This window comes from Sulfuriferula sp. AH1, from assembly GCF_002162035.1.
Taxonomy (GTDB): domain Bacteria; phylum Pseudomonadota; class Gammaproteobacteria; order Burkholderiales; family Sulfuriferulaceae; genus Sulfuriferula.
Genome location: NZ_CP021138.1, coordinates 232745 through 254819 on the forward strand (window position 1 = coordinate 232745; position 22075 = coordinate 254819).

Sequence of the window (22075 nt, forward strand, 5' to 3'; positions counted from 1 at the left end):
TTTGACCAAGCTCACCAAATCCGCCATCGAAGACTTCGCCATCAAGCTGTTCAAGCGCCTGGGTTATGACTGCATCCATGTGCCTGACATTGCCCCCCGTTCCAAGTTCCAGGCAATGTCGGGTGACTCATGCGCCTGCTGCAAGCAAATCCGTCACCTCAGGTCCAGAAAAATGTCATGATGTTGCTGCATTTCTGAGCATGGCAAGGGGTGAGCATTCGGCCATGTGATGTTGTTGGCCATTTCCGTACCAGCGGCAGGAAATCGGCACTTTTTCAGAAAGGCTGGATAACTCAAGGTAACATATAAAAACCATTATTTTACTTTTGTCGATAAAAGTAATATAAATGTTTTTGTGTGTTACTTTCCATGTGCAAATAATATGTCGATACAACTTGAACAATATCAATCCGGTCGGTATGAAAAAGGTTATGAATACCGTTATTTTTTGCCATCCGATATCAATGACGAGTGGGTATGGCAAGCGCCGCAGGTAAATCTGTTACTGGAGAAAGCAGCTGTCAGGTTGGGTGAGCTTAACTCGTTTGCCCGGCTGGTTCCGAATATAGATTTGTTCATACAGTTGCATGTGACAAAAGAAGCAGTAGTTTCAAGTCGTATTGAAGGTACGCAAACCAATATGCAGGAGGCGGTGTTGTCTGAGGCTGAAATTCTGCCCGAGCATCGCAATGATTGGCGCGAGGTCCAAAATTATATTCGCGCTCTGAATTCGGCTATTGATGAGTTGAAGACACTGCCTTTGTCTTCCAGGCTTTTGAAACAAACGCACGCTATTTTGCTGCAAGGCGTACGCGGCGAGCATAAGTTGCCGGGTGAGTTTCGCTCCAGTCAGAATTGGATAGGCGGACACAGTCTGGCAGACGCGACCTTTATTCCGCCACATCATCAGCATGTTAATGATTTGATGAGTGATCTTGAGCATTTTTTGCACAATAGCGATATTCACGTTCCAACATTGGTTAGAATTGCGATTGCCCATTATCAATTTGAAACCATACACCCGTTTCTGGATGGTAATGGCCGTATCGGTCGCTTGCTGATCCCGCTGTTTTTGGTGAGTGAGGGGGTGCTGGATAAACCTCTGCTGTATCTTTCCAGTTATTTCGAGAAGAACAAGGGGCTGTATTACGACAATTTGATGGTGGTACGCGATAAAAGTGATATGTTGCAATGGCTTAAGTATTTTTTGGTCGGAATCGAGCAAACGGCTGCTTTGGCGGTGAACACCTTATCCAGCATCATTGCATTGAAAGCAAATCTTGAGAAGGATTTGCAGCTGAAATTCGGGCGCAGGGCTGCGAGTGCACAACGCTTGCTTACTGCGCTGTTCATGCACCCGGCAACCAGCGTTGAAGATGTCCAAAGAATATGCGGTACCAGCTATAAGGCGGCGAATGATCTTGTTGCCTTGATGTGTCAGCATGGGATTTTGCGTGAAATCACAGGGCAGTCCCGGAATCGGATGTTTATTTTTGCCGAGTATTTGACAATTTTTAACGACTGAAAATGTGAATAATGATCAGGCTGACCGAATCCGCTATCGAAGACTTCGCCATCAAGCTGTTCGAGCGTTTGGGCTATACGCGGGTCGTTACATACGATGTGAATAGTGTTTGCTGTAACGAAGAGCGAGTGGCTACATGAAAGGTCATTATATGGATGTTGCGGCGAAACTTGATGCGCTGCTTGGGTTGCCTGCCGAGAACGAGGTGGTGGAGTTCAAGGAGGCGAAGAATGGGTACGATTTCACAAAGCTGGGCAAATATTTTTCCGCATTGAGCAATGAGGCCAATTTGAAACGTCAGTCGGCGGCTTGGCTGGTGTTCGGCGTGAAGGACAACAGGCAGGTGGTTGGTTCAAATTTTCGCTTGTCGCGAAAGGATTTGGACAGTCTGAAAGAAGAAGTCGCCAACAAGACCACCAACCGAATCACCTTTATTGAGATTCACGAAGTGCAGTCCGCCGATGGGCGGGTAGTGCTGTTCGAGATACCCGCTGCGCCCAAGGGCTTGCCCATCGCTTTTGACGGGCATTATTACGGGCGCGATGGCGAGGCGCTGTCGCCTTTGAATCTGGAAGAGATCGAGCGGATTCGTGCGCAGGTGGGTACTGAGGACTGGAGTGCAGTGGTTGTGCCGGAGGCTGGGCTGGATGATCTGGATGAAGAGGCTTTGACCGTGGCACGGCGCAATTTCAAAAGCAAGTTCCCGGACAAGGCCGTCGAGGTGGATGGTTGGAATGATGCGACATTACTGAATAAGGTCAAGCTGACCATCAAGGGGAAAATCACCCGCGCGGCTTTGTTGTTGCTGGGCAAGGAAGAAGCCGAGCATTTTTTGCAACCTGCGGAGGCCAAGGTGCGTTGGTTGCTGAAAGACCATCAAGGCAACGACCGCGACTATGCGTTGTTCGGCATGCCGATGCTGCTTGCGGTGGACAAGGTGTACGCCAAGATTCGCAACCTGAAATACCGCTACATCCGCGAGGGCACGCTGTTCCCGGAAGAGATAGACCAATACGAGCCGTATGCTATCCGTGAGGCGCTGAACAACTGCATCGCGCATCAGGATTACACCATGGCCGGTCGCATCAACGTGATCGAACATGAAGAGAGCCTGACCTTCACTAACTTGGGCAGCTTCGTGCCCGGCGACGTGCGCCGGGTGGTGGATAGAGGATGCGCCGGAGGAGCATTACCGCAACCGTTTCCTGGCGACGGCCATGTTTAATCTGAAGATGGTAGATACGGCGGGCGGCGGCATACGCAAATTGTTCCTGTTCCAGCGCCAGCGCTTTTTCCCGATGCCGGATTACGATCTTTCGAACAACCGGGTGAAGGTGACGCTTACTGGCAAGGTGCTGGACATGGACTATGCCCGGATGTTGGCGCGCGATGGCGGATTGGTGCTGCAAGAGATCATGGCGCTGGATAAGGTGCAAAAGCACCGCCCGCTGGATGCCGATGAGGAAAGGTTGCTGAAAGAAAAGGGATTGATCGAGGGGAGAAAGCCAAATTTTTATATCGCACAGCTCATTGCAGAGAAGATGGGCCAGAAAGCTAGCTACAGTAAGAATCGGGCGTTCGATAAGCAGTATTATCTTGATTTCATCGTCAAGGCGGTTGGGGAGAATGGCTCAATGACGCGCTCCGATTTGGATGAGCTGTTGTGGAACAAGCTGCCTGAGTGGATGACGGACAAGCAGCGGAAGACCAAGGTCGGAAATTTGCTGGGCGAATTGAAGCGTGACGGAAAAATTGCAAATGCCAGTGCGAAAAAAACGTCGTTGTGGGTTCTTGTGAAGAAATAGTGCGCGTAAAAATTTACGAATAAAAACGATGAAATTTACGAACAAAATTTGCGGAAAAATTTTTAATGTATTGTTTTTCAGTGTTTTTTTATTCGTATGAATTTCGATAAAACGAAAACCCGAGAGAAGAATGATGAACTGTCCGACAAAACCGGACGGTTGAAAACGCAGGCTAAAAACTGGAGCCCTCCAAAGCAATGAGCAGACTCACTGAATCCGCCATCGAAGATTTCGCCATCAAGCTATTCGAGCGCTTGGGCTATGACTACATTCATGCGCCGGACATTGCGCCGGATGGCGATAGGCCGGAACGCGGCCGCTACGATGAGGTGTTGTTGACGGGGCGGCTGGAGGCGGCGCTGCAGCGCATTAACTCCAGGCTATCTCCAGCATTGTTGCAGGCGGGCTTGAAGGAAGTGCAGCGCATTCATTCGCCCGAGCTGCTGGCGAACAATGAGGCGTTCCATCGCTTGCTGACCGAGGGTGTGCCGGTATCCGCCCACCAGGATGGTGACGAGCGTGGCGAGCGGGTGTGGCTGATCGATTTTGCCAGGCCGGAAAATAACGAGTTTGTCGTTGCCAACCAGTTTACGGTGATCGAGAGCCACCAGAATAAGCGGCCCGATCTGGTGCTGTTTGTGAACGGCATGCCGCTGGTGGTGATCGAGCTGAAAAATGCTGCCGATGAAAACGCCACGATCAAGGCAGCGTATCAGCAGCTGGAAACCTACAAGCAGGCTATCCCCGGTCTGTTCACCTCCAACGTATTTGTCGTAATTTCCGACGGGCTGGAAGCCAAGGCGGGTTCGCTCTCTGCAGGCTATTCGCGCTTCATGAGCTGGAAGAGCGCAGACGGCAAGGCCGAAGCTTCGCATCTGGTGAGTCAGTTGGAAGTGCTGATCAACGGCATGCTGAACAAGGCGACGCTGCTGGATTTGCTGCGTCACTTCATCGTGTTCGAGAAAAGCAAGAAGGAAGATGCCAAAACCAAAGTGATTACGATCAGCACGGTGAAGAAGCTGGCGGCTTATCATCAATATTATGCGGTGAATGCGGCGGTGGCTTCGACTCTGCGCGCGGCGGGTATGGGGGCTGAACTGCGGATAGCAGAAAACCCGGCCAGTTATGGCCTGCCTGGCGTGGCGCAGCAGCCCGAGGGCGACAAAAAGGCCGGTGTGGTGTGGCATACGCAGGGATCGGGCAAGTCGCTGTCGATGGTGTTCTACACAGGCAAGATCGTGTTGGCGCTGGATAATCCGACAATGCTGGTGATTACTGACCGCAATGATCTGGATGATCAGTTGTTCGATACCTTCGCGGCATCCAAGCAATTGCTGCGGCAGGAGCCAGTGCAGACCGGGAGCCGCGAGCAGTTGAAGGATTTGCTCAAGGTCGCTTCGGGTGGGGTGATCTTTTCCACTATTCAGAAATTCCAGCCGGAAGAGGGCAATGTGTACGAGCTGTTGTCCGACCGGAAAAATATCGTTGTCATCGCCGACGAGGCGCACCGCACGCAATACGGTTTCAGCGCCAAGACGGTGGACGACAAGGATGCCAACGGTGAGGTAATCGGTAAAAAGGTGGTGTACGGCTTTGCCAAATACCTGCGCGATGCGCTGCCGAATGCGACCTATCTGGGCTTTACTGGTACGCCGATTGAAAAGACCGATGTGAACACCCGGCGGTGTTCGGCAACTATGTGGACATCTACGACATCGCGCAAGCGGTGGAGGATGGCGCGACGGTGCGCATTTATTACGAGAGTCGGCTAGCCAAGGTGGGCTTGAGCGACGAAGGCAAGAAGCTGGTCGCCGAGCTGGATGAAGATCTCGACCAGGATGAGCTGACCGAAACCCAAAAAGCCAAGGCAAGGTGGACCCGGATGGAGGCGCTGATCGGCAGCGAGCAGCGCATCAGGAACATCGCCAGCGACATCGTGGCGCACTTCGAGGCAAGGCAAGAGGTGTTTGCGGGCAAGGGTATGGTCGTGAGCATGTCGCGGCGCATTGCTGCCGAGCTGTATGCGGAGATTGTGAAGCTGAAGCCGGAGTGGCACAACGATGACCTGAGCAAGGGTGCGATTAAAGTGGTGATGACGGCCTCATCCAGTGACGGCCCGCTGCTGGCCAAACACCATACCACCAAGGAACAGCGCCGGGCATTGGCCGAGCGCATGAAGAATGACGACGACCCGCTCAAACTGGTGATTGTGCGCGATATGTGGCTGACCGGGTTTGATGCGCCGAGCATGCATACGCTCTACATCGACAAGCCGATGAAAGGGCATAATCTGATGCAGGCGATTGCGCGCGTGAACCGGGTATACAAGGATAAGCCCGGCGGCCTGGTGGTGGACTATCTGGGCATTGCTGCCGATTTGAAAGAAGCGTTGTCATTCTATTCCGATGCGGGCGGCAAGGGCGACCCGACGCTGGCACAGGAACAGGCAGTGAGCCTGATGCTGGAAAAGCTGGAAGTGGTTTCCGCGATGTACAGCGGTTTTGCCTATGAGGATTATTTTGCGGCGGATACCTCGAAGAAATTATCTTTGATCCTGGCGGCAGAGGAGCATATTCTCGGACTGGATGATGGGCGTAAACGTTACATCAACGAGGTGACAGCGCTGTCGCAGGCATTCGCTATTGCCATTCCGCACGATCAGGCGATGGATGCCAAGGATGAGGTCGGTTTCTTCCAAGCGGTGAAGGCGCGGTTGGTCAAGTTTGATGGCACGGGTGAGGGGCGCAGCAATGAAGAAATCGAAACCACTATCCGCCAGGTGATTGATCAGGCGCTGGTATCGGAACAGGTGATTGATGTGTTTGATGCGGCGGGCATCAAGAAGCCGGATATTTCGATTTTGTCGGACGAATTTCTGGCTGAACTGAAAGATTACCAGCACAAGAATGTGGCGCTGGAAGTGCTGAAAAAGCTGCTTAACGACGAGTTGCGTATGCGCGCCAAAAAGAACCTGGTGCAGAGCAAGAGCTTGATGGAGATGCTGGAAAACGCCATCAAGAAATACCACAACAAAGTGCTGACCGCTGCCGAAGTGATGGAAGAGCTGATCAGGATCAGCAAGGAGATCGTCGCTTCAGATGATGAGGCCAAGCACATGGGGCTCAGTGATTTTGAATACGCGTTCTATACAGCAGTAGCGAACAACGACAGCGCAAAACAATTAATGCAGCAGGACAAGCTGCGCGAGCTGGCTGTGGTGCTGACGCAGCGGGTGCGGGAGAATGCCTCAATTGACTGGACGATCAAGGAAAACGTGAAGGCAAAATTGAAGGTGATCGTGAAGCGTACTCTGCGTCAATTCGGTTATCCGCCCGATATGCAATTACTCGCTACGGAAACCGTGTTGAAGCAGGCGGAGCGAATTGCAGAAGAGCTGGTTGCGGGCTGACTGCCAAGAAAATCATTTGGTTACACCCACAAGCGGCGGTAAAATAGCACTTTGCTGTTACCTCCGCTTTTACTATGCTGCGTATTACCGAAATCAAGCTGCCGCTGGATCATCCTCCGGCCGATCTGCCTGCTGCCATTTATAAACGCCTGAATATCACGCCGGATGCGCTGGTCAGTTACAGCGTGTTCCGTCGCGGTCAGGATGCGCGCAAGCGTCCGCATATCCTGTTTGTGTATACCGTTGATGTGGAAGTGAAAAATGAAAAGGCGGTGCTGGCGAAAGTAAAGCACGACAAGCACATCAGCATGGCGCCGGATACGGCATATCACTTTGTTACCGCAGCACCCACTAATTTAAGCAAACGGCCGGTCGTGATCGGGCTGGGGCCTGCCGGCATCTTTGCCGGACTGGTGCTGGCGCAGATGGGCTTCCGCCCGATCATTCTGGAACGCGGCAAGGCGGTGCGCGAACGCACGCAGGACACCTGGGGGCTGTGGCGCAAGCGCAAGCTCGATCCGGAATCCAACGTGCAGTTCGGCGAGGGCGGTGCGGGCACCTTTTCCGATGGTAAGTTGTACAGTCAGATCAAGGACCCCAAGCACTACGGGCGCAAGGTCATAGACGAATTCATCAAGGCCGGTGCGCCGCCGGAAATCGCCTATGTCAGCAAACCGCATATTGGCACCTTCCGGCTGGTGGGCATGGTGGAGAAAATCCGCGCCACCATCGAGTCACTGGGTGGCGAGATCCGCTTTCAGAGCCGGGTGGTGGATATCACTCGCGAACACGATGCTATCACCGGGGTCACGCTGGCGAATGGCGAACATCTGGCCAGCAACCATGTGGTGCTGGCCGTCGGTCACAGCGCGCGCGATACTTTCGAGATGCTGTATGAACGCGGCGTGTATATCGAAGCCAAGCCGTTCTCGATCGGTTTTCGTATCGAGCATCCGCAGCATCTGATCGACCAGTGCCGTTTCGGCGAAACTGCCGGGCATCCCGAACTGGGTGCAGCGGATTACAAACTGGTGCACCATGCCAGCAACGGCCGCGCGGTGTACAGCTTTTGCATGTGTCCGGGCGGCACGGTGGTGGCGGCCACATCTGAAGTCGGCCGTGTCGTTACCAACGGTATGAGCCAGTATTCGCGTAACGAACGCAATGCCAACAGCGGCATGGTGGTGAATGTGAATCCGGAAGATTTCCCCGGCGGTCCGCTGGCCGGGATCGCATTCCAGCGCCAGTGGGAGTCGCGCGCATTTGAACTCGGCGGCGGCAATTACAATGCGCCGGCGCAGCTGGTGGGTGATTTCCTGGTGCAGCGGCCGTCAACGCAACTGGGTTCAGTGCTGCCGTCGTATACGCCGGGGGTGACGCTGGGCGATTTGTCCACGGCACTGCCGGAATACGTGATCACCGCAATGCGCGAGGCGTTGCCCGAGTTCGACAAGCAGATCAAGGGTTTTGCCATGCATGACGCGGTGCTGACCGGGGTGGAAACCCGTACCTCGTCGCCGATCCGCATCAAGCGTGGTGACGATTATCAGAGCCTGAATACCCGCGGCCTGTATCCCACCGGCGAAGGTGCCGGGTACGCTGGCGGTATCCTGTCAGCCGCCATCGACGGCATCAAGGTTGCAGAGGCACTGGCGCTGGATCTGGTGAAGTAAGCGTTTACTTGACCAGCTGGAAATCCAGCAGCTGCATGTTCATCACCAGTCCGGCATCCTGTATCGGCAACACGATCGCATCCTGCTCGGAGTGGTTGTGGTGCGAATGCCACCAGCCCGGCGGGGTGATGAAAGTGGAGCCGGGTGTCCACATGGCCTTGATCGGGTCGATGATGTTGCCGTCGGCGTCGATATCCTTGCCGATCAGGGTGTAGGTGTCGGGTCCGGCCGACACGCAATGGTCGATGGCGATGGAATTGTGCCGGTGCGGCTTCTGCATCACGCCTTTGGGCAGAATGTTGTACAGCGACCACAGGGTGTGGGTCAGCGTCATGGTGGTGGGAAAATGCGGGTTGGACAGCAACACGCCGACGCGGTTGCGATTCTCACCCATGGCGCGCACCTTGTTGAGTTCCTCGGTAATGCGCTGTTGCGTGTACAGCACCGGCTGAAAGCGTTGTTCACTCGGAGTGACGCCGAGATAGCGCAGCAGCGGCGCATCGTTTACCCAGAATAATACCGAGTCTGTCGTGGCCTCATGCAACGCGGATTTGATCGCGGGCAGCGTGAACAGATCGCCGGTGTTCCAGGCGATGATGCCGCTGTCCATGGTGGTGCTGCCGCTGCCGCTGATGACGAAGAACATCTGCGACGCCGCAACGAAATCAGTCTGCAACTGCTCCTGTGCCGAAATGCGCAAATACCCTGCATACAGATTCGGCGTGGTGGCGGCATAGCCGGTTTGCAGGCTTTCCGACAGGTCGAACGGCATCAAGCGCGTGGCGCCATCGGCATGCATGGTATTGGGGAACGCCACCACGTCGATTTTAGGCATCGCCGGATTCACGGCGGACATGTATTCCTTGAATTCCGCCTGGGCTTCCCATAACTGGGGCTGGTCGAATACGGTTTCGGCAACTGCAGACATAACTTCCTCGAACGGGTTGGCGCGGTGAATATGCTCGCGCGGAAAGCTCGCTATTTTACTCGATTATGTCATGCAGCAAAACTGTTCAATGAGCTATGGGTTGCGCGGGGTTATGGGACAGTTAAAGATTGAGGTGGGTCAGATACACGCGCAAGTCGAACTCCAGCTGAGGATAGTCCGGCTCCATGTGCACGCACAGCTGGTAAAAATTCTTGTCGTGGTTGCGTTCTTTCAGGTGCGCCAGCTCATGCACCACGATCATGCGCAAAAAATCCGCCGGTGCGGTTTTGAACAGCGCGGCGATGCGGATTTCCTTCTTGGCTTTGAGCTTACTGCCCTGCACCCGCGAGATCGCGGTATTCAAGCCGAGCGCATGATGCACCACGTCGAGCTTGCTGTCGTAGTGCGTCTTGTCCGGTGACGGCGCGTTGCGCAGATAGCGCTGCTTCAATTCCAGCGCATACTGGTACAGCGCCTTGTCGGTCTGCACTGCATGCTGTTCCGGATACTTCTGCGCCAGATACCCTGCCAGCTTGTCCTGCGCGATCAGCTGCCGTACCTGCTCCTGCAATGCAGCGGGATAATGCTGCAGGTACCTGAGTTCGGTAACGGTCGACACCAGCGATTAGCTGCCGAGGCTGGCGCGGCCGCGTACAATCGCGGCGCGTACTTGTGCGGGAGCGGTGCCGCCGATGTGGTTGCGGCTGTTCATCGAGCCTTCGAGCGACAGTACGTCGTAAATGTCGGCGGCAACCAGGCTGGAGAATTGCTGCAACTCGGCTAACGGCAGGTCGGCGAGATCGCAGCCTTTGCCTTCGGCATGGCGCACGGCGAGCGCAACGGCTTCGTGCGCGTCGCGGAACGGCAGGCCTTTTTTCACCAGATAATCGGCGAGGTCGGTGGCGGTGGCGTAGCCTTGCAATGCCGCACGGCGCATGGCTTCGGGCTTGACGCGGATGCCGGGAAGCATTTCGGCAACGATGGCGAGGGTGTCGATCAGGGTGTCCACGGTGTCGAACAGCGGTTCCTTGTCTTCCTGATTATCCTTGTTGTAGGCCAGCGGCTGGCCTTTCATCAAGGTGAGCAAGCCGACCAGATGACCGTTGATGCGCCCGGTCTTGCCGCGTATCAGTTCGGGCACGTCGGGGTTTTTCTTCTGTGGCATGATTGACGAGCCGGTGCAGAAACGGTCAGCCAGGTCAATGAAACCGAAACGCGGGCTCATCCACAGGATCAGCTCTTCGGACATGCGCGAGAAGTGAGTCATGATCAGGCTGGCGCAGGCGGTGAATTCGATGGCGAAGTCGCGGTCGGACACCGCATCCAGCGAGTTCTCGCAGACGCCGTCGAAGCCCAGTTCGCGCGCGACCATTTCCCGGTCGATCGGATAGCTGGTGCCAGCCAGAGCGGCTGCACCCAGCGGCAGGCGATTGACACGGCGGCGGCAGTCGCTGAGACGCTCGGCGTCGCGCTTGAGCATTTCGAAATAGGCCAGCAGGTGGTGGCCGAACGATACCGGCTGCGCGACTTGCAAATGGGTGAAGCCGGGCATGACCACATCGGCGTTGGCTTCGGCCAGATCGAGCAGCGCGGTTTGCGCAGCGCGGATCAGTTGCAGGATGCCGTCGATGTTGTGGCGCAGGTACAGGCGGATGTCGGTCGCTACCTGATCGTTGCGCGAGCGGCCGGTGTGCAAGCGCTTACCTGCATCACCGACTTTGGCGGTGAGGGCTTTTTCGATATTGAGGTGGACGTCTTCCAGATCGAGCAGCCACTCGAATTTGCCGGCGTGGATTTCGGCGAGAATCTCGCGCATGCCGCGTTCGATATCGGCCAGATCCTGCTGGCTGATGATGGCTTGCTGTGCCAGCATTTTGGCGTGCGCCAGCGAGCCTTGTATGTCGAATTCAGCTAGCCGATAATCGAAGCTGATGGAAGCGGTGTAGCGTTTGACGCGCTCGGACACCGGCTCGTTGAAGCGACCAGACCAGAGTTGCGGCGTAGTGGAATTAGACATGAATATAACCTGATGATATTGAGTTGAGATAGGTAGAATAGCCGAATTATGCCAAAGCCGAGCACCGCCGACTATCCCGATCGCTTACCGGATTTCTGTAATCTGGGCGTCATGCTGCGTATTTTACTCGGTGTCGAGGGTTTGGTGTGGACAACTGCATGGTTACAAAAGCCTTATCTGGCGGAAATGTGGCATTTGTTCGTGGGTTATTCGGTGGTGGTGCAGGCCAGTCTGTTGCTGACGCTGGTGTTGCTGTGTGTGCTGCGCCGGCCATTGCAGCGCCTGCCTTACCATTGGGGAGCAGTTGCCAGTATGGCGGTGGCGCTGATCACGACGGCGCTGGTGATGGACGGCCTCGGGCATTTGTTTGCCGATGCCCATCTGGCGATGACCTGGCGCGAGGCCGTTAACGTGATCGTCGTCAGTGCGCTGCTGCTCGGCTATTTCAACTTGCGCGGCCGTGCGCTGTCGCCCGCGCTGACCGAGGCGCGTCTGCAGGCATTGCAGGCGCGCATCCGGCCGCATTTCCTGTTCAACAGCCTGAATGCGGTGCTCAGTCTGGTGCGCAGTGAGCCGCGCCGAGCCGAGCGCGCACTGGAGAATCTGGCCGACTTGTTCCGCGTGGTGATGGCGGATAATCGCCAGCTCAGTCCGCTCCGGCGCGAGGTGGAGATCAGCCGTCAATATCTGGAGCTGGAGGGCTTGCGCCTGGGCGAGCGCCTGCGCGTGGTGTGGCATATCGACAAGGCGCCCGGCAATGCGCTGGTGCCGCCGTTGCTGTTGCAGCCGTTGCTGGAAAACGCGGTTTATCACGGTATCGAACCCGCTACCCAGCCCGGCGAGATCAGCGTTAATATTTACCGTAGCGATGGTCAATTGCATCTGATCATTCGCAATCCATACCAGCATGACGGTCAGCGCCACAGCGGCAACAAAATGGCGATGGACAATATCAAGAGCCGTCTGATGCTGCATTTCGACGTGGAGGCCAGCTTGCACACGCAGATACACGATGATTATTATCAGGTTCACATTACCTTGCCGTACCGGGCCGCACCATGATGAACGGGCCGCTGCGTATTTTCATTGTCGACGACGAGGCGCCTGCCCGCAACCGTTTGCACGACCTGTTGCAGGATTGCGCCGGGCATATCCCGCTGCAAGTCGTCGGCGAAGCGGAAAACGGCATCCAGGCGCTGCAATTACTGGCACAAATCGGGGCCGACGTGGTGCTGCTGGATATCCACATGCCCGGTTTGGATGGCATGGCAGTCGCGGAACAATTGGTGCAGCGCCAGCATCCGGCGGCAGTGATTTTTACGACGGCCTATGATACTCACGCCTTGCAGGCGTTTGATCTGAATGCCCGCGATTATTTATTGAAACCGGTGCGTGCCGAACGCTTGCTGGCCGCATTGCGCAAGGTGCAGGCCAACGTGCCGTCACGTGTGCCTGTCCGGCAGCATTTGAGCGCGAACGAGCGCGGGCGCGTGCTGCTGGTGCCGGTCGCTGACATTGTCTGCTTGCGTGCTGAGCAGAAATACGTGGCGGCACGCACTGCGACGCATACCTATCTGCTGGAAGACAGTCTGACCAGCCTGGAACAGGAATTTCCGCAACAGTTTATCCGTATCCATCGCAATACCCTCGTTGCGCGCAATGCCATTGCCGGCTTCGCTCTCAAGGATCAGGCTTCGGAAGATGGCGAACACAGCGGCTGGGTAGTGCTGCTCAGGGATTCGGATGAATGCTTGCCGGTAAGCCGCCGTCAATACGCCGTGGTAAAGCAGTTCAAGCAGGGTAATGTTTAAGGTTTTCCACGCGTGAGTACTGTACTGAATATGGCGTATTTCGCAATTCAGTCGAATCTGCTTCCGATATGAATCAACAGTGCTGGCTGATTGTTTTTATATATGTTAACTTTATGATAATTAAAATTTTTTCGATAGGGTGATGCTTTTTCAGAAGAGTGCACGCTCAGCCAGACGCAATTTGTTGCAAGGGGATGGTGGATGCGGAACGATAGCAAATTCAGGCTAATGTTCGAGGCAATGCCGGATGCCTTCCTGGCGCTTGATGCCGATGGCGGCTTTCTTGACGCTAACCGCCAGGCTTGCAGGCGTTTCGGATATGCACGCGAAGAATTCCTGAGCATGACGATCATGGATATCGATCCCGGATTCGATCTTGCTGCCTTCCGGCAGCAGTGGCTGCAGCTGGATCCCGGCGACACACTGGCGTATTCGGGCCAATATCATCATAAGGACGGTACTGTCTTCAATGCGGAAGCACGGTTTGGCGTGGATTTGATCGATGATCGGAAAACGGTACTGTGTCTGCTTCGAGACAACGGGAACGATAAACCGGCAGCGAGCCGGCAGGATAGACTGGGCAAACTTTACAAGGCGCTGAGCGAAGTGAATCAGGCTATCGTGCGCATGGACGACGAGTCTGCCCTGTTCCCGCTGGTATGCAGAATGGCGGTGGATTTCGGTGGCCTGAAAATGGCCTGGGTCGGCCGTCTGCAGCCGGACAGCAATACGATAGCGCTGGCGGCCAGTTATGGCATTGCTGCCGAGCACCTGCATGCCGCCGTTGATGCCATCAACGACACTCTGCCGGGAGGTGAAGGCCCGGAAGCCATTGTGTTGCGCGAATGCAGAAGCGTGATCGTCAATAATGTCGGAATGGGCGCCGGCATCGTACCCTGGTATGACCATGCTGCCATCTATGGACGGGCCACTGTCGGCGTGTTTCCGATTTACCGTATGGGCAAATTATTTGCGATCCTGGTGGTCTGCGATTCACAGCCCGATGCCTTCGATACGGAGATCATCAACCTGCTCAACGAGATGTCAGGCGACATCACTTTTGCGCTGGATAATTTCAATCGGGAAAGAGAACGCAAGCAGGCCGTGGAAGTGCTGCGCATCAGTGAAGAAAAATTCGCAAAGACGTTCCGCAATTCGCCTAATCCCATTTCGATTTCGACCCTTGCCGAAGGCAGGTTAATCGATGTCAACGAAGCCTGGATGCGGATCACCGGATATGGCTATGACGAGGCCATCGGCCATACCACCGAAGAACTGGATATCTGGAAACATCCTGCCGATCGCGAAATATTGGCGGTGGAACTGGTCAACAGGGGCAGGGCAGTCGATTTCGAGTTCGTTTTCAAAACCAGAACAGGCGAAGTGGTTTGCCTGGTTTCCGCGGAGATTGTCGAAATACAGAATGAGCGATGTCTGGTGTTGGTAGCACAGGATATTAGCGGGATTAAGCAGGCCATGACAACGATCAGCGAACAGAAAAATTTCCTGAATGCGATTTTCGAAAGCGAGCCGGAGTGCGTGAAAGTGGTTTCCTGCAACGGTGCCCTGATGCAGATGAATAGTGCAGGCCTTGTCATGCTCGAGGTGGACAGCGTGGAGGAGGCGCAAGCTTCCGGGTTGCTCGATTTCATTCTGCCCGACTACCGCAAGGCCTTTGCTGATCTGCATAAAAGCGTATGCAACGGCAGTAGCGGGGTGCTTGAGTTCCCTATCATCGGCAGGAAAGGTTCACAACGCTGGCTGGAAACCCATGCGACCCCGTTGCGCAACGCGAACGGGGAAATCATCGCCTTGCTGGGGGTGACGCGGGATATTACCGAGAAAAAGCAATCTGATCAGTTGATATGGAAACAGGCCAATTTTGATCTGCTGACCGAGTTGCCCAATCGTTTCATGTTCTATGACCGGCTGAGTCAGGAAATTAAAAAGGTGCAGCGGAAGAATCAAACGCTCGCGCTGCTCTTTATCGATCTCGACCGCTTCAAGGAGGTTAACGATACGCTCGGGCATCAGGTCGGGGATGCGCTACTCGTCGGAGCGGCAAGCCGCATCGTCGGCTGCGTTCGCCAGTCCGACACGGTGGCACGTCTGGGTGGTGACGAGTTTACGGTAGTCTTGTCGCAGTTACCCGACAGCAGCCATGTTGACGAGGTTGCCCGGGCGATCATTGCCAAACTGGCAGAGCCATTTTTATTGAACGGGGAACAGGGACAAATCTACATTTCGGCGAGTATCGGCATCACGCTTTATCCGGCGGATGGGGTAGACGTCGAGCAGCTGTTGCGGAATGCGGATCAGGCGATGTATGTCGCCAAAAACGGCGGGCGTAACCGGTTCAGCTATTTTACTCCTTCGATGCAGGAGCAGGCGCAATTACGTCTGGGTCTGCTCAATGATTTGCGCACAGCGCTGAGTGCCGGCCAGTTCCTGCTTTATTTCCAGCCCATAGTGGAGATGTCGACTGGACGGATCGTCAAGGTCGAAGCGTTGCTGCGCTGGCAGCACCCGAAGCGCGGCCTGGTTAGCCCGATGGACTTCATCCCCCTGGCCGAGGAGACCGGGCTGATCGTCGATATCGGGGACTGGGTGTTCAGGGAAGCGGCGCGCTGGACAAGCCGCTGGGCGCGGCTTTTCGCAAATGGCGTGCAGGTCGGCATCAACATGTCGCCTATTGAATTTCATAGTGAAATGATATGCATCACTTCCCGGCTGGCTTATCTGCAAGAACTCGATTTGGCGGGCTGTAGCATCGTGATAGAGATTACCGAAGGTTTGTTGCTGAACGCGGAACCCGATATTACCGCCAAGCTGATGCAATTCAGGGATGCGGGGGTTCAGGTGGCGATAGACGATTTCGGCACAGGCTATTCGGCGTTATCCTATCTGAATAAATTCGATATCGATTATCTGAAGCTTGACCAGAGTTTTGTCCGCGATCTTGCCACCGATGCCAGCGATATGGTGCTGTCCGAGGCGATTATCGCGATGGCGCATAAGCTCGGGCTCAAGGTGATCGCCGAAGGCGTGAAGACAGCCAGGCAGCGCGACCTGCTGATGAACGCCGATTGCGATTATGCGCAGGGCTATTTGTACTCCAGACCGGTAGTAGCAGAAGAGTTTGAAGCTCTGTTGAGATTTCAACACAAATTATAAACCGTTAATCAGTTGCTTAGTGCCGTTCGTCGACCAGTATGTTGCCATTTTGACACCTATGACGTCAGAATACATCCGGGTTGGTCAAGGTGCTGAAATTTTACCTTGGCTCATCTGTCTTTCTGGGTATTAGATTAATCTGTTAATTGAGGAACGAATTATGTTTAACATAAGCAAAACCCTTTTGGGAGCAAGCGCAATACTGTTGTTGACGAGTTCCGGTCTGGTACATGCAGCCAGTACTACCAGTTCCCCCGCTCTTAATGCAACCCCATCCGGCACCGCCTCAACGACCTCAGGTGGTTCGCTGGGTCAGGCGCTCAACAGTGTTAACAAGAATCTGGATCGGCAAAGCAGTAATGCTGGCCTGAATAACGCCAAGGAGCGCCTGGAAAGAAATCAGGTGAGGCATGAAACGAAGGAGATTGAGCGCGTCGAGAAGGCCGAACGTGTCGAGAAGGCTGAACGTCCAGAAACAGTCGAGCGTCCTGAACGGGTAGAGCGTCCAGAAACGATAGAGCGGCCAGAACGGGTAGAGCGTCCAGAAACGATAGAGCGGCCAGAACGGGTAGAGCGTCCAGAAACGATAGAGCGACCTGAGCACTCATAATCGCAAACTAATACTTGGGAAACTTCATGAACAAAAAAATAGTAAAATCCGTTGTTTCTGCGACCATAGGCATTTTTGTCGCATGTGCTTATCAAATGGCGACGGCTGCGGATAGCAAACCGTTTAGTTTGTCTACGGGGTTCGATTACAGTTCAGGCAAGTATGGTGGTTCGACAAGCACTGACATCCTGTATATTCCTGTGGTCGCGAAGTACGATACCGGTGCGTGGTCGCTCAAACTTACCGTGCCCTATATTAGCATCACCGGGCCTGGAAACGTGGTTAAAGATATCGGAGCGATCAGAACAGTAGGCGGAACTACTCGTACTACTGAATCAGGTCTGGGAGATGTGGTGGCAGCGGCTACTTTTAATGTGCTATCTGGAGGACCTTCAGATTCGATTGTAGATATTACTGGCAAGGTGAAGTTTGGCACAGCCGATTCAAACAAGGGGCTGGGAACCGGTAAGAACGATTATGCTGCCCAAGTGGACATCTACAAGGGCATTGGCCGATTCACTGTATTTGGGTCAGCTGGATATAAGGTGCTCGGTTCCCCGACTGGTATTACCTTGAATAACGTGTTCTATGGCTCACTGGGAGGCGGTTACAAGCTCAACGAGCTGACTAGTGCCGGGCTCATTATGGATCTCCGTGAGAAGGCATCCGCCACTGGTTCCGAGCAAAGGGAGCTCACGGCCTACCTTACCCATAAGTACAGTAATACGTGGAAAGCCCAGGGGTATGTAGTGAAGGGCTTTGCCAATGGTAGTCCGGATTGGGAAATGGGTGGGCTCGCGACATACAGTTTCTAGCAATTTGTATCCCGTCTGTGTCTCATCAGCGCTGGCCAGGGTAGCGGCCAGCGCATTTATTGCTAGCGCCCTGCATTGCCGACAGTCATATATGGAGCGTTTCCACTCAGTGAAAGAATGAGTTGTCTGTGCGACGTAGCGCGCGAGTATGCGGTTATTTGTCGGTGCTGGATGAGGATGCCGATGATTTGTCTATTTTGTTGGTGACGTGGCCGACTGCACGTTTGGTGGCTTCTACGCCGCGATTGATTCCGCGGCCTGCCGCATCGCCACCGCGCTTAAGCCCTTTTCCACTGCGCTCAAGCCCTCTGCCGGCGGCCTGCACGCCGTGTTCGACTCCTGTGGCTGCGGCTTTTGCACCGTGCTCGACGGCTCTCTCCACTTTGGCAACGACGCCAGGTTCGCTATGCGCAGTTGACCCAGTGGCCGGAGTTTCGTCAGCCTGGGCGTGGCTCATCAGCATGAATGCCGAGGAGATCGCTATTGCGGTCTTAAGAAATATATTCATGGTAGCTCCTGTGTCTTGGTTATCGGATTTCATACAGTATAGCCTTTCACTGAGGACAGCTTGTTTTTACTGGAAACGGCGTATCTCACTGCTATTACTATCATCAGGCTGGATAGCCAGCCCGCTAACACGTCGGCCGGGAAATGCGCGCCCAGGCTGACACGCGACATTCCGACCCACACTACGAACAAGGCACCGGCCACCTTTGACCAGCGCCCCAATACAGGCCACATGCTGGCCACGACCAGCATCGCAAAAGAGGAGTGCCCGCTGGGCAGGCTATGATGATATTCCGGCTGGCCGATGATGTGTAAGGTGCCAACCGGTAATGCCAGCGGCGGCCGCGGGAAATCCAGCAACGGTTTAAGCACGCCGAGCAGCCAGCCATCCAGCAGATACGCGATACTGAATACGGCGATCGCGCTTATCCATAGATTGGTGAGTGAACGGTACTGAATGGGATTGGCTACCGGAATTCTGTTGGTGGCAACCACTGCGATCAGGCTTAATGCCGCCAGGTAAATCGGAAACATCTGGTGGTTGCCTAATGCGGTACCCAGCAGCATCATGCTGTCCAGATGCTCAAAACGTACATTGTTAATGAGATGGAACAACCAGACGTTGCCCCATCCCAATCATAAAGCACCGCTTTCATAGCAATGCTGTGATCCACAAACTGACACCGCCTGCCGCGGCTACTGCCGCCAGGGAAAACAGCCATTTCCTGCGCGTGAGCACGGTGATCGAAGCGAGTGAGATGGCGATCTGGATCAGCGTCATGGATTGTGCCAGGCGATGATGCGGATGCATCACCCGCTCGCTGTCGGCATTCGCCTTGGCCGATTCGGCCTCCAGGGCTTCAGCCTTCTGTTTGATGACGGCCTTGTCCTGTTCGTATTTCGCTATCTGTTTTTTATAAAACGCCTGCTTGCTTTCAGGCACCATGTCGGCGGCAAGCTCCATTAAATGGCCTTTGTTGCTCTTTGCCTGATAGAAATTCCACTGGTCTGACGCTTGCGTTTTTTTAAGCACGGCTTCGTTCTTGTACATCATCGCTTCGTTCTGCGTAGCGCCCCCCTGATAACTCACAACCGCGCCTATGGATGCCAGAATCGCTGTGAATATGGCAACGTATTGACCTAATCCACTCCCGCTTTCCGCTTCATGTTCTACTGCATGATCATGTGCACCATGCACATGGAAACCGTGTTCTGACATGTATTTCCCTTAACTGTTTATTATGTAATCAAAAATCAGCAGGCATTCTCGTGCGCCATGCCTGTATCCGATATTACCAGCCATCGCTGCCCGAATCGTCGGAACTGCCGTCGTCCCAGGATGAGCTGTCGGTCAGACCAAAATCAGACCCGCCCATGTCGTATTGCGGCTGGGTGTTATCGTCCTCAACGGGTGGATTATTAATGATCCCGTTATTGTTCGTCGAATTTGAACCATTCGTAAAGTGGTGCATCAACGCTTCGCCCGCCACGATGCCAGCACCGACTGCGGCGCCGGTTGCCAGCCCGGATACAATGTTGCCGCCAATGCCGCTGCCTGTCTGTGCCGGATAAGGCGCACCACCATATCCTGCCGGATTGGCAGGGATGCCGCCATTAGGATAATTCTGGACGGGGCCCGCGCCATACATGCCGGATGATGAAGCATTGCCGGCATTGCGTGAAAAGATTGATTTTAATATCCATACGATGGATATCGCCGCGCCGATACCGATGAGCAACATCATCCACGGGAAGGTCTGCCCGACAGATTGCCCGGATTGCAGAGTGCCGTTATTTGCCGCCTGAACCGGAGAACTGGCTGCAATACGCTGTTTAAGACTTGCTACCGATTGCGGTTTTGCAAAAGGCAAGCCGGGAGCAAGCCGTTCGGCAGTATCCAGCTCATTTTTCGCATTCGCCAATGCGCCTTGTTTCGCCAGTATCTCGGCATTGATGAAATGCGCTTTGGCGCTTTCGGGATGAGCCTGCAACACTTGTTCTATCATGCGATGCGCATCATCCAGTTTGCCGGATTCCGCTGTCTGGTAGATTTGATGAACTGTCGGCAAGTTATCCGCATAGGCAAGGTTGCCGGCCAGAAGTAAAGCAATGAATAACCTGAATGCTGTGTACATGAGTATTACCTTTCCGAGGTAGATGCCCCTGAGACAAGCGGGATCGATTATGGTTCTGCAATGCCCTAATCGCAGTCAGGCAGGTTGTCTTGGATAGCGAACATACCGTCATCCAACGCTTTTGTATATAATTGGCTCTGTTTGGGGCGTAGCCGATTGGGCAAGTGTTGACTCTGCCTTCAATAGTATCCCGTTGGATCCGGCAGGATTTTCCGGCGAATGCCTGTTGCGAGTGTGCCTCCGCATCCATTCAGGACGCGGGCGCGCATAGCTGTAAACGGCCATCAATAAGTCTTGTATGGCAGGAATTTGCCGTTCAATACGATCTTGACGCGATCGCCTTTAGGGTCGGCCACGCGTGAAATATCCATGCTGAAATCGATTGCGCTCATGATGCCGTCGCCGAATTCTTCATGGATCAGTTCCTTGATCGAAGTGCCGTACACGCTGATGAGTTCGTAGAAGCGATAAATCAGCGGGTCGGTCGGCACGGTGGTTGGCAACGAGCCTTTGTAAGGCACGATTTGCAGGGCCGCAATCGCTTCTGCCGGCAAATCCAGCAGCTTGCCTATGGTAGTTGCCTGTGCTGCATCCAGCGTCATTTGCCCGAGCAGGGCGGCGGTCGTCCACTCCTTGCTTAAGTTGATAGCCTGAGCCAGATCGGCCCATTTCATGCCTTTGGCCAGTTTGGCAACAAGTATCAGATCGGTTACATCGGTACGCTTCATGGTACTTCCTTTGTTAGTTAGGGTGAATCAATTAAACCAGATGAATTGCTGCCTGTTTGAGCATGCGCGGCGCTGCATCGTCTTCAGCCTCGCCGGGTCTGACTTCCGGCGGATGGCGCGGGTCATAGCTTGCATCCTGTACTGCCGCCAGTTCGCGCGAACGGCTGACCAGGAAATCCACCAGATGATTGCGGATACGGTAATACTGCGGATCCTTGTGAATGTCGTTGCGAGTGCGGTCGCGCGGCAGCGTGTTGACGACGATTTCGGCTATGCGTGCTCGCGGGCCGTTGGTCATCAGGATGATCTTGTCGGAGAGCAGGATGGCTTCGTCTACGTCATGGGTAATCATGAATACGGTCTGCTGGGTAGCGCCGCAGATTTTCAGCAGTTCGTCCTGGATCACGCCGCGGGTCAGTGCATCCAGTGCGCCGAACGGCTCGTCCAGCAGCAGCATCTTGGGCTGGATCGAGAACGCGCGGGCGATGCCGACACGCTGTTTCATGCCCCCGGACAGCTCCGACGGTTTCTTGTGCTCGGCACCGGTCAACCCCACCAGATCGATGAACTGCTGGCAGTGGCGGCTGATTTTTTCTTTGGACCAGTCTGTCCAGCGCGACTTGACGGCAAATTCGATATTTTTCATTACTGTCAGCCACGGCATCAGCGCGTGACCCTGGAACACTACGCCGCGATCCAGGCTGGGGCCGGATACTTCGCGACCATCCATGATCACCACGCCGGAGCTGGGTTCGTCCAGCCCCGCCAGCACGTTGAGGATGGTGGATTTGCCGCAGCCGGAATGGCCGATGATGCAGACAAATTCGCCTTTGGCGATGCTGAAATGGACGTTTTCAAATACCGGGACTGCCGTCTGTCCACGGTTGGCCGGATAAATCCGGCTAAGTGCTTCTACTTTCAAAAAGTCAGTTTGCATA

Annotated in this window: 20 protein-coding genes and 2 pseudogenes; 12 read left to right on the forward strand and 10 right to left on the reverse strand. The window is 54.6% G+C overall.

Features of this window, described 5'->3' with window-relative positions:
* Window position 1 precedes the first annotated feature (1 nt).
* The 8 genes and pseudogenes from CAP31_RS01255 to CAP31_RS01275 all read left to right on the forward strand — a co-directional run bounded on the left by CAP31_RS01255 (window position 2) and on the right by CAP31_RS01275 (window position 8412).
* Window positions 2-181 carry a hypothetical protein gene (locus CAP31_RS01255; protein WP_087445875.1) on the forward strand — a complete coding sequence of 60 codons (180 nt, stop codon included), beginning with the start codon at window positions 2-4 and terminating at the stop codon, window positions 179-181.
* Window positions 182-382: 201 nt separating this feature from the next.
* Entirely contained in the window at window positions 383-1525 is a 1143-nt protein-coding gene (locus CAP31_RS01260; protein ID WP_087445876.1) for a Fic family protein, read from the forward strand.
* A gap of 11 nt (window positions 1526-1536) precedes the next feature.
* Window positions 1537-1665, forward strand: coding sequence for a hypothetical protein (locus CAP31_RS15125; RefSeq protein ID WP_255377121.1), 129 nt, complete (start codon window positions 1537-1539; stop codon window positions 1663-1665).
* Window positions 1662-2750 (forward strand): ATP-binding protein, encoded by a 1089-nt coding sequence (locus CAP31_RS14930; protein ID WP_223247318.1) that lies wholly within the window; start codon window positions 1662-1664, stop codon window positions 2748-2750. Before CAP31_RS15125 ends, CAP31_RS14930 begins: the two co-directional genes overlap by 4 nt.
* Window positions 2743-3330: a hypothetical protein gene (locus CAP31_RS14935; protein ID WP_223247319.1), complete on the forward strand. Its 588-nt coding sequence runs from the start codon at window positions 2743-2745 to the stop codon at window positions 3328-3330. Before CAP31_RS14930 ends, CAP31_RS14935 begins: the two co-directional genes overlap by 8 nt.
* Window positions 3331-3527: 197 nt before the next feature.
* Window positions 3528-4094, forward strand: a pseudogene (locus tag CAP31_RS15265) (type I restriction endonuclease); the annotation flags it as partial.
* Window positions 4080-6739 (forward strand): annotated as a pseudogene (locus tag CAP31_RS15270) (type I restriction endonuclease subunit R). The pseudogenes CAP31_RS15265 and CAP31_RS15270, both read left to right, overlap by 15 nt.
* A 74-nt stretch (window positions 6740-6813) precedes the next feature.
* Window positions 6814-8412, forward strand: coding sequence for an NAD(P)/FAD-dependent oxidoreductase (locus tag CAP31_RS01275; protein ID WP_087445877.1), 1599 nt, complete (start codon window positions 6814-6816; stop codon window positions 8410-8412).
* Between the two features lie 4 nt (window positions 8413-8416).
* Here the strand turns inward: CAP31_RS01275 and CAP31_RS01280 are convergent, their stop codons facing one another.
* The 3 genes from CAP31_RS01280 to argH all read right to left on the reverse strand — a co-directional run bounded on the left by CAP31_RS01280 (window position 8417) and on the right by argH (window position 11357).
* Window positions 8417-9340: a hypothetical protein gene (locus CAP31_RS01280; RefSeq protein WP_087445878.1), complete on the reverse strand. Its 924-nt coding sequence runs from the start codon at window positions 9338-9340 to the stop codon at window positions 8417-8419.
* Between the two features lie 121 nt (window positions 9341-9461).
* Entirely contained in the window at window positions 9462-9959 is a 498-nt protein-coding gene (locus CAP31_RS01285) for a M48 family metallopeptidase (RefSeq protein WP_087445879.1), read from the reverse strand.
* A 6-nt stretch (window positions 9960-9965) separates the two neighbouring features.
* Window positions 9966-11357, reverse strand: coding sequence for an argininosuccinate lyase (gene argH, locus CAP31_RS01290; RefSeq protein WP_087445880.1), 1392 nt, complete (start codon window positions 11355-11357; stop codon window positions 9966-9968).
* Window positions 11358-11405: 48 nt separating this feature from the next.
* On the opposite strand from argH, the gene CAP31_RS01295 reads away from it, so the two are divergent.
* The 3 genes from CAP31_RS01295 to CAP31_RS01305 all read left to right on the forward strand — a co-directional run bounded on the left by CAP31_RS01295 (window position 11406) and on the right by CAP31_RS01305 (window position 16342).
* Window positions 11406-12419 carry a sensor histidine kinase gene (locus tag CAP31_RS01295; protein WP_087445881.1) on the forward strand — a complete coding sequence of 338 codons (1014 nt, stop codon included), beginning with the start codon at window positions 11406-11408 and terminating at the stop codon, window positions 12417-12419.
* Window positions 12416-13168 (forward strand): LytR/AlgR family response regulator transcription factor, encoded by a 753-nt coding sequence (locus CAP31_RS01300; protein WP_369802425.1) that lies wholly within the window; start codon window positions 12416-12418, stop codon window positions 13166-13168. The genes CAP31_RS01295 and CAP31_RS01300 overlap by 4 nt, the downstream gene beginning before the upstream one ends.
* A 201-nt stretch (window positions 13169-13369) precedes the next feature.
* Complete coding sequence (locus tag CAP31_RS01305) at window positions 13370-16342, forward strand: EAL domain-containing protein (RefSeq protein WP_087445883.1); 2973 nt, start codon at window positions 13370-13372, stop codon at window positions 16340-16342.
* Between the two features lie 295 nt (window positions 16343-16637).
* Here CAP31_RS01305 and CAP31_RS01310 read toward each other — a convergent pair whose 3' ends face one another.
* Window positions 16638-16946 carry a hypothetical protein gene (locus tag CAP31_RS01310; RefSeq protein ID WP_087445884.1) on the reverse strand — a complete coding sequence of 103 codons (309 nt, stop codon included), beginning with the start codon at window positions 16944-16946 and terminating at the stop codon, window positions 16638-16640.
* A 32-nt stretch (window positions 16947-16978) separates the two neighbouring features.
* Here CAP31_RS01310 and CAP31_RS01315 point away from each other — a divergent pair, with 32 nt between their 5' ends.
* Entirely contained in the window at window positions 16979-17767 is a 789-nt protein-coding gene (locus tag CAP31_RS01315) for a hypothetical protein (protein WP_087445885.1), read from the forward strand.
* 154 nt (window positions 17768-17921) lie between these two features.
* On the opposite strand, the gene CAP31_RS01320 is transcribed toward CAP31_RS01315, so the two are convergent.
* The 6 genes from CAP31_RS01320 to CAP31_RS01345 form a co-directional block, all read right to left on the reverse strand.
* On the reverse strand, window positions 17922-18275 hold the full coding sequence (locus CAP31_RS01320) for a hypothetical protein (protein ID WP_157662622.1): 354 nt from the start codon (window positions 18273-18275) through the stop codon (window positions 17922-17924).
* A gap of 29 nt (window positions 18276-18304) precedes the next feature.
* Window positions 18305-18910 (reverse strand): phosphatase PAP2 family protein, encoded by a 606-nt coding sequence (locus CAP31_RS01325; protein ID WP_087445887.1) that lies wholly within the window; start codon window positions 18908-18910, stop codon window positions 18305-18307.
* A gap of 16 nt (window positions 18911-18926) precedes the next feature.
* A complete protein-coding gene (locus CAP31_RS01330) occupies window positions 18927-19493 on the reverse strand; it encodes a DUF4337 domain-containing protein (protein ID WP_087445888.1) in 567 nt (188 codons plus the stop codon).
* A gap of 73 nt (window positions 19494-19566) precedes the next feature.
* Window positions 19567-20409 (reverse strand): tetratricopeptide repeat protein, encoded by an 843-nt coding sequence (locus CAP31_RS01335; protein WP_087445889.1) that lies wholly within the window; start codon window positions 20407-20409, stop codon window positions 19567-19569.
* Between the two features lie 284 nt (window positions 20410-20693).
* Window positions 20694-21137 (reverse strand): cyanase, encoded by a 444-nt coding sequence (cynS, locus tag CAP31_RS01340; RefSeq protein WP_087445890.1) that lies wholly within the window; start codon window positions 21135-21137, stop codon window positions 20694-20696.
* A gap of 31 nt (window positions 21138-21168) precedes the next feature.
* Complete coding sequence (locus CAP31_RS01345) at window positions 21169-22074, reverse strand: ABC transporter ATP-binding protein (RefSeq protein WP_087445891.1); 906 nt, start codon at window positions 22072-22074, stop codon at window positions 21169-21171.
* Window position 22075 lies beyond the last annotated feature (1 nt).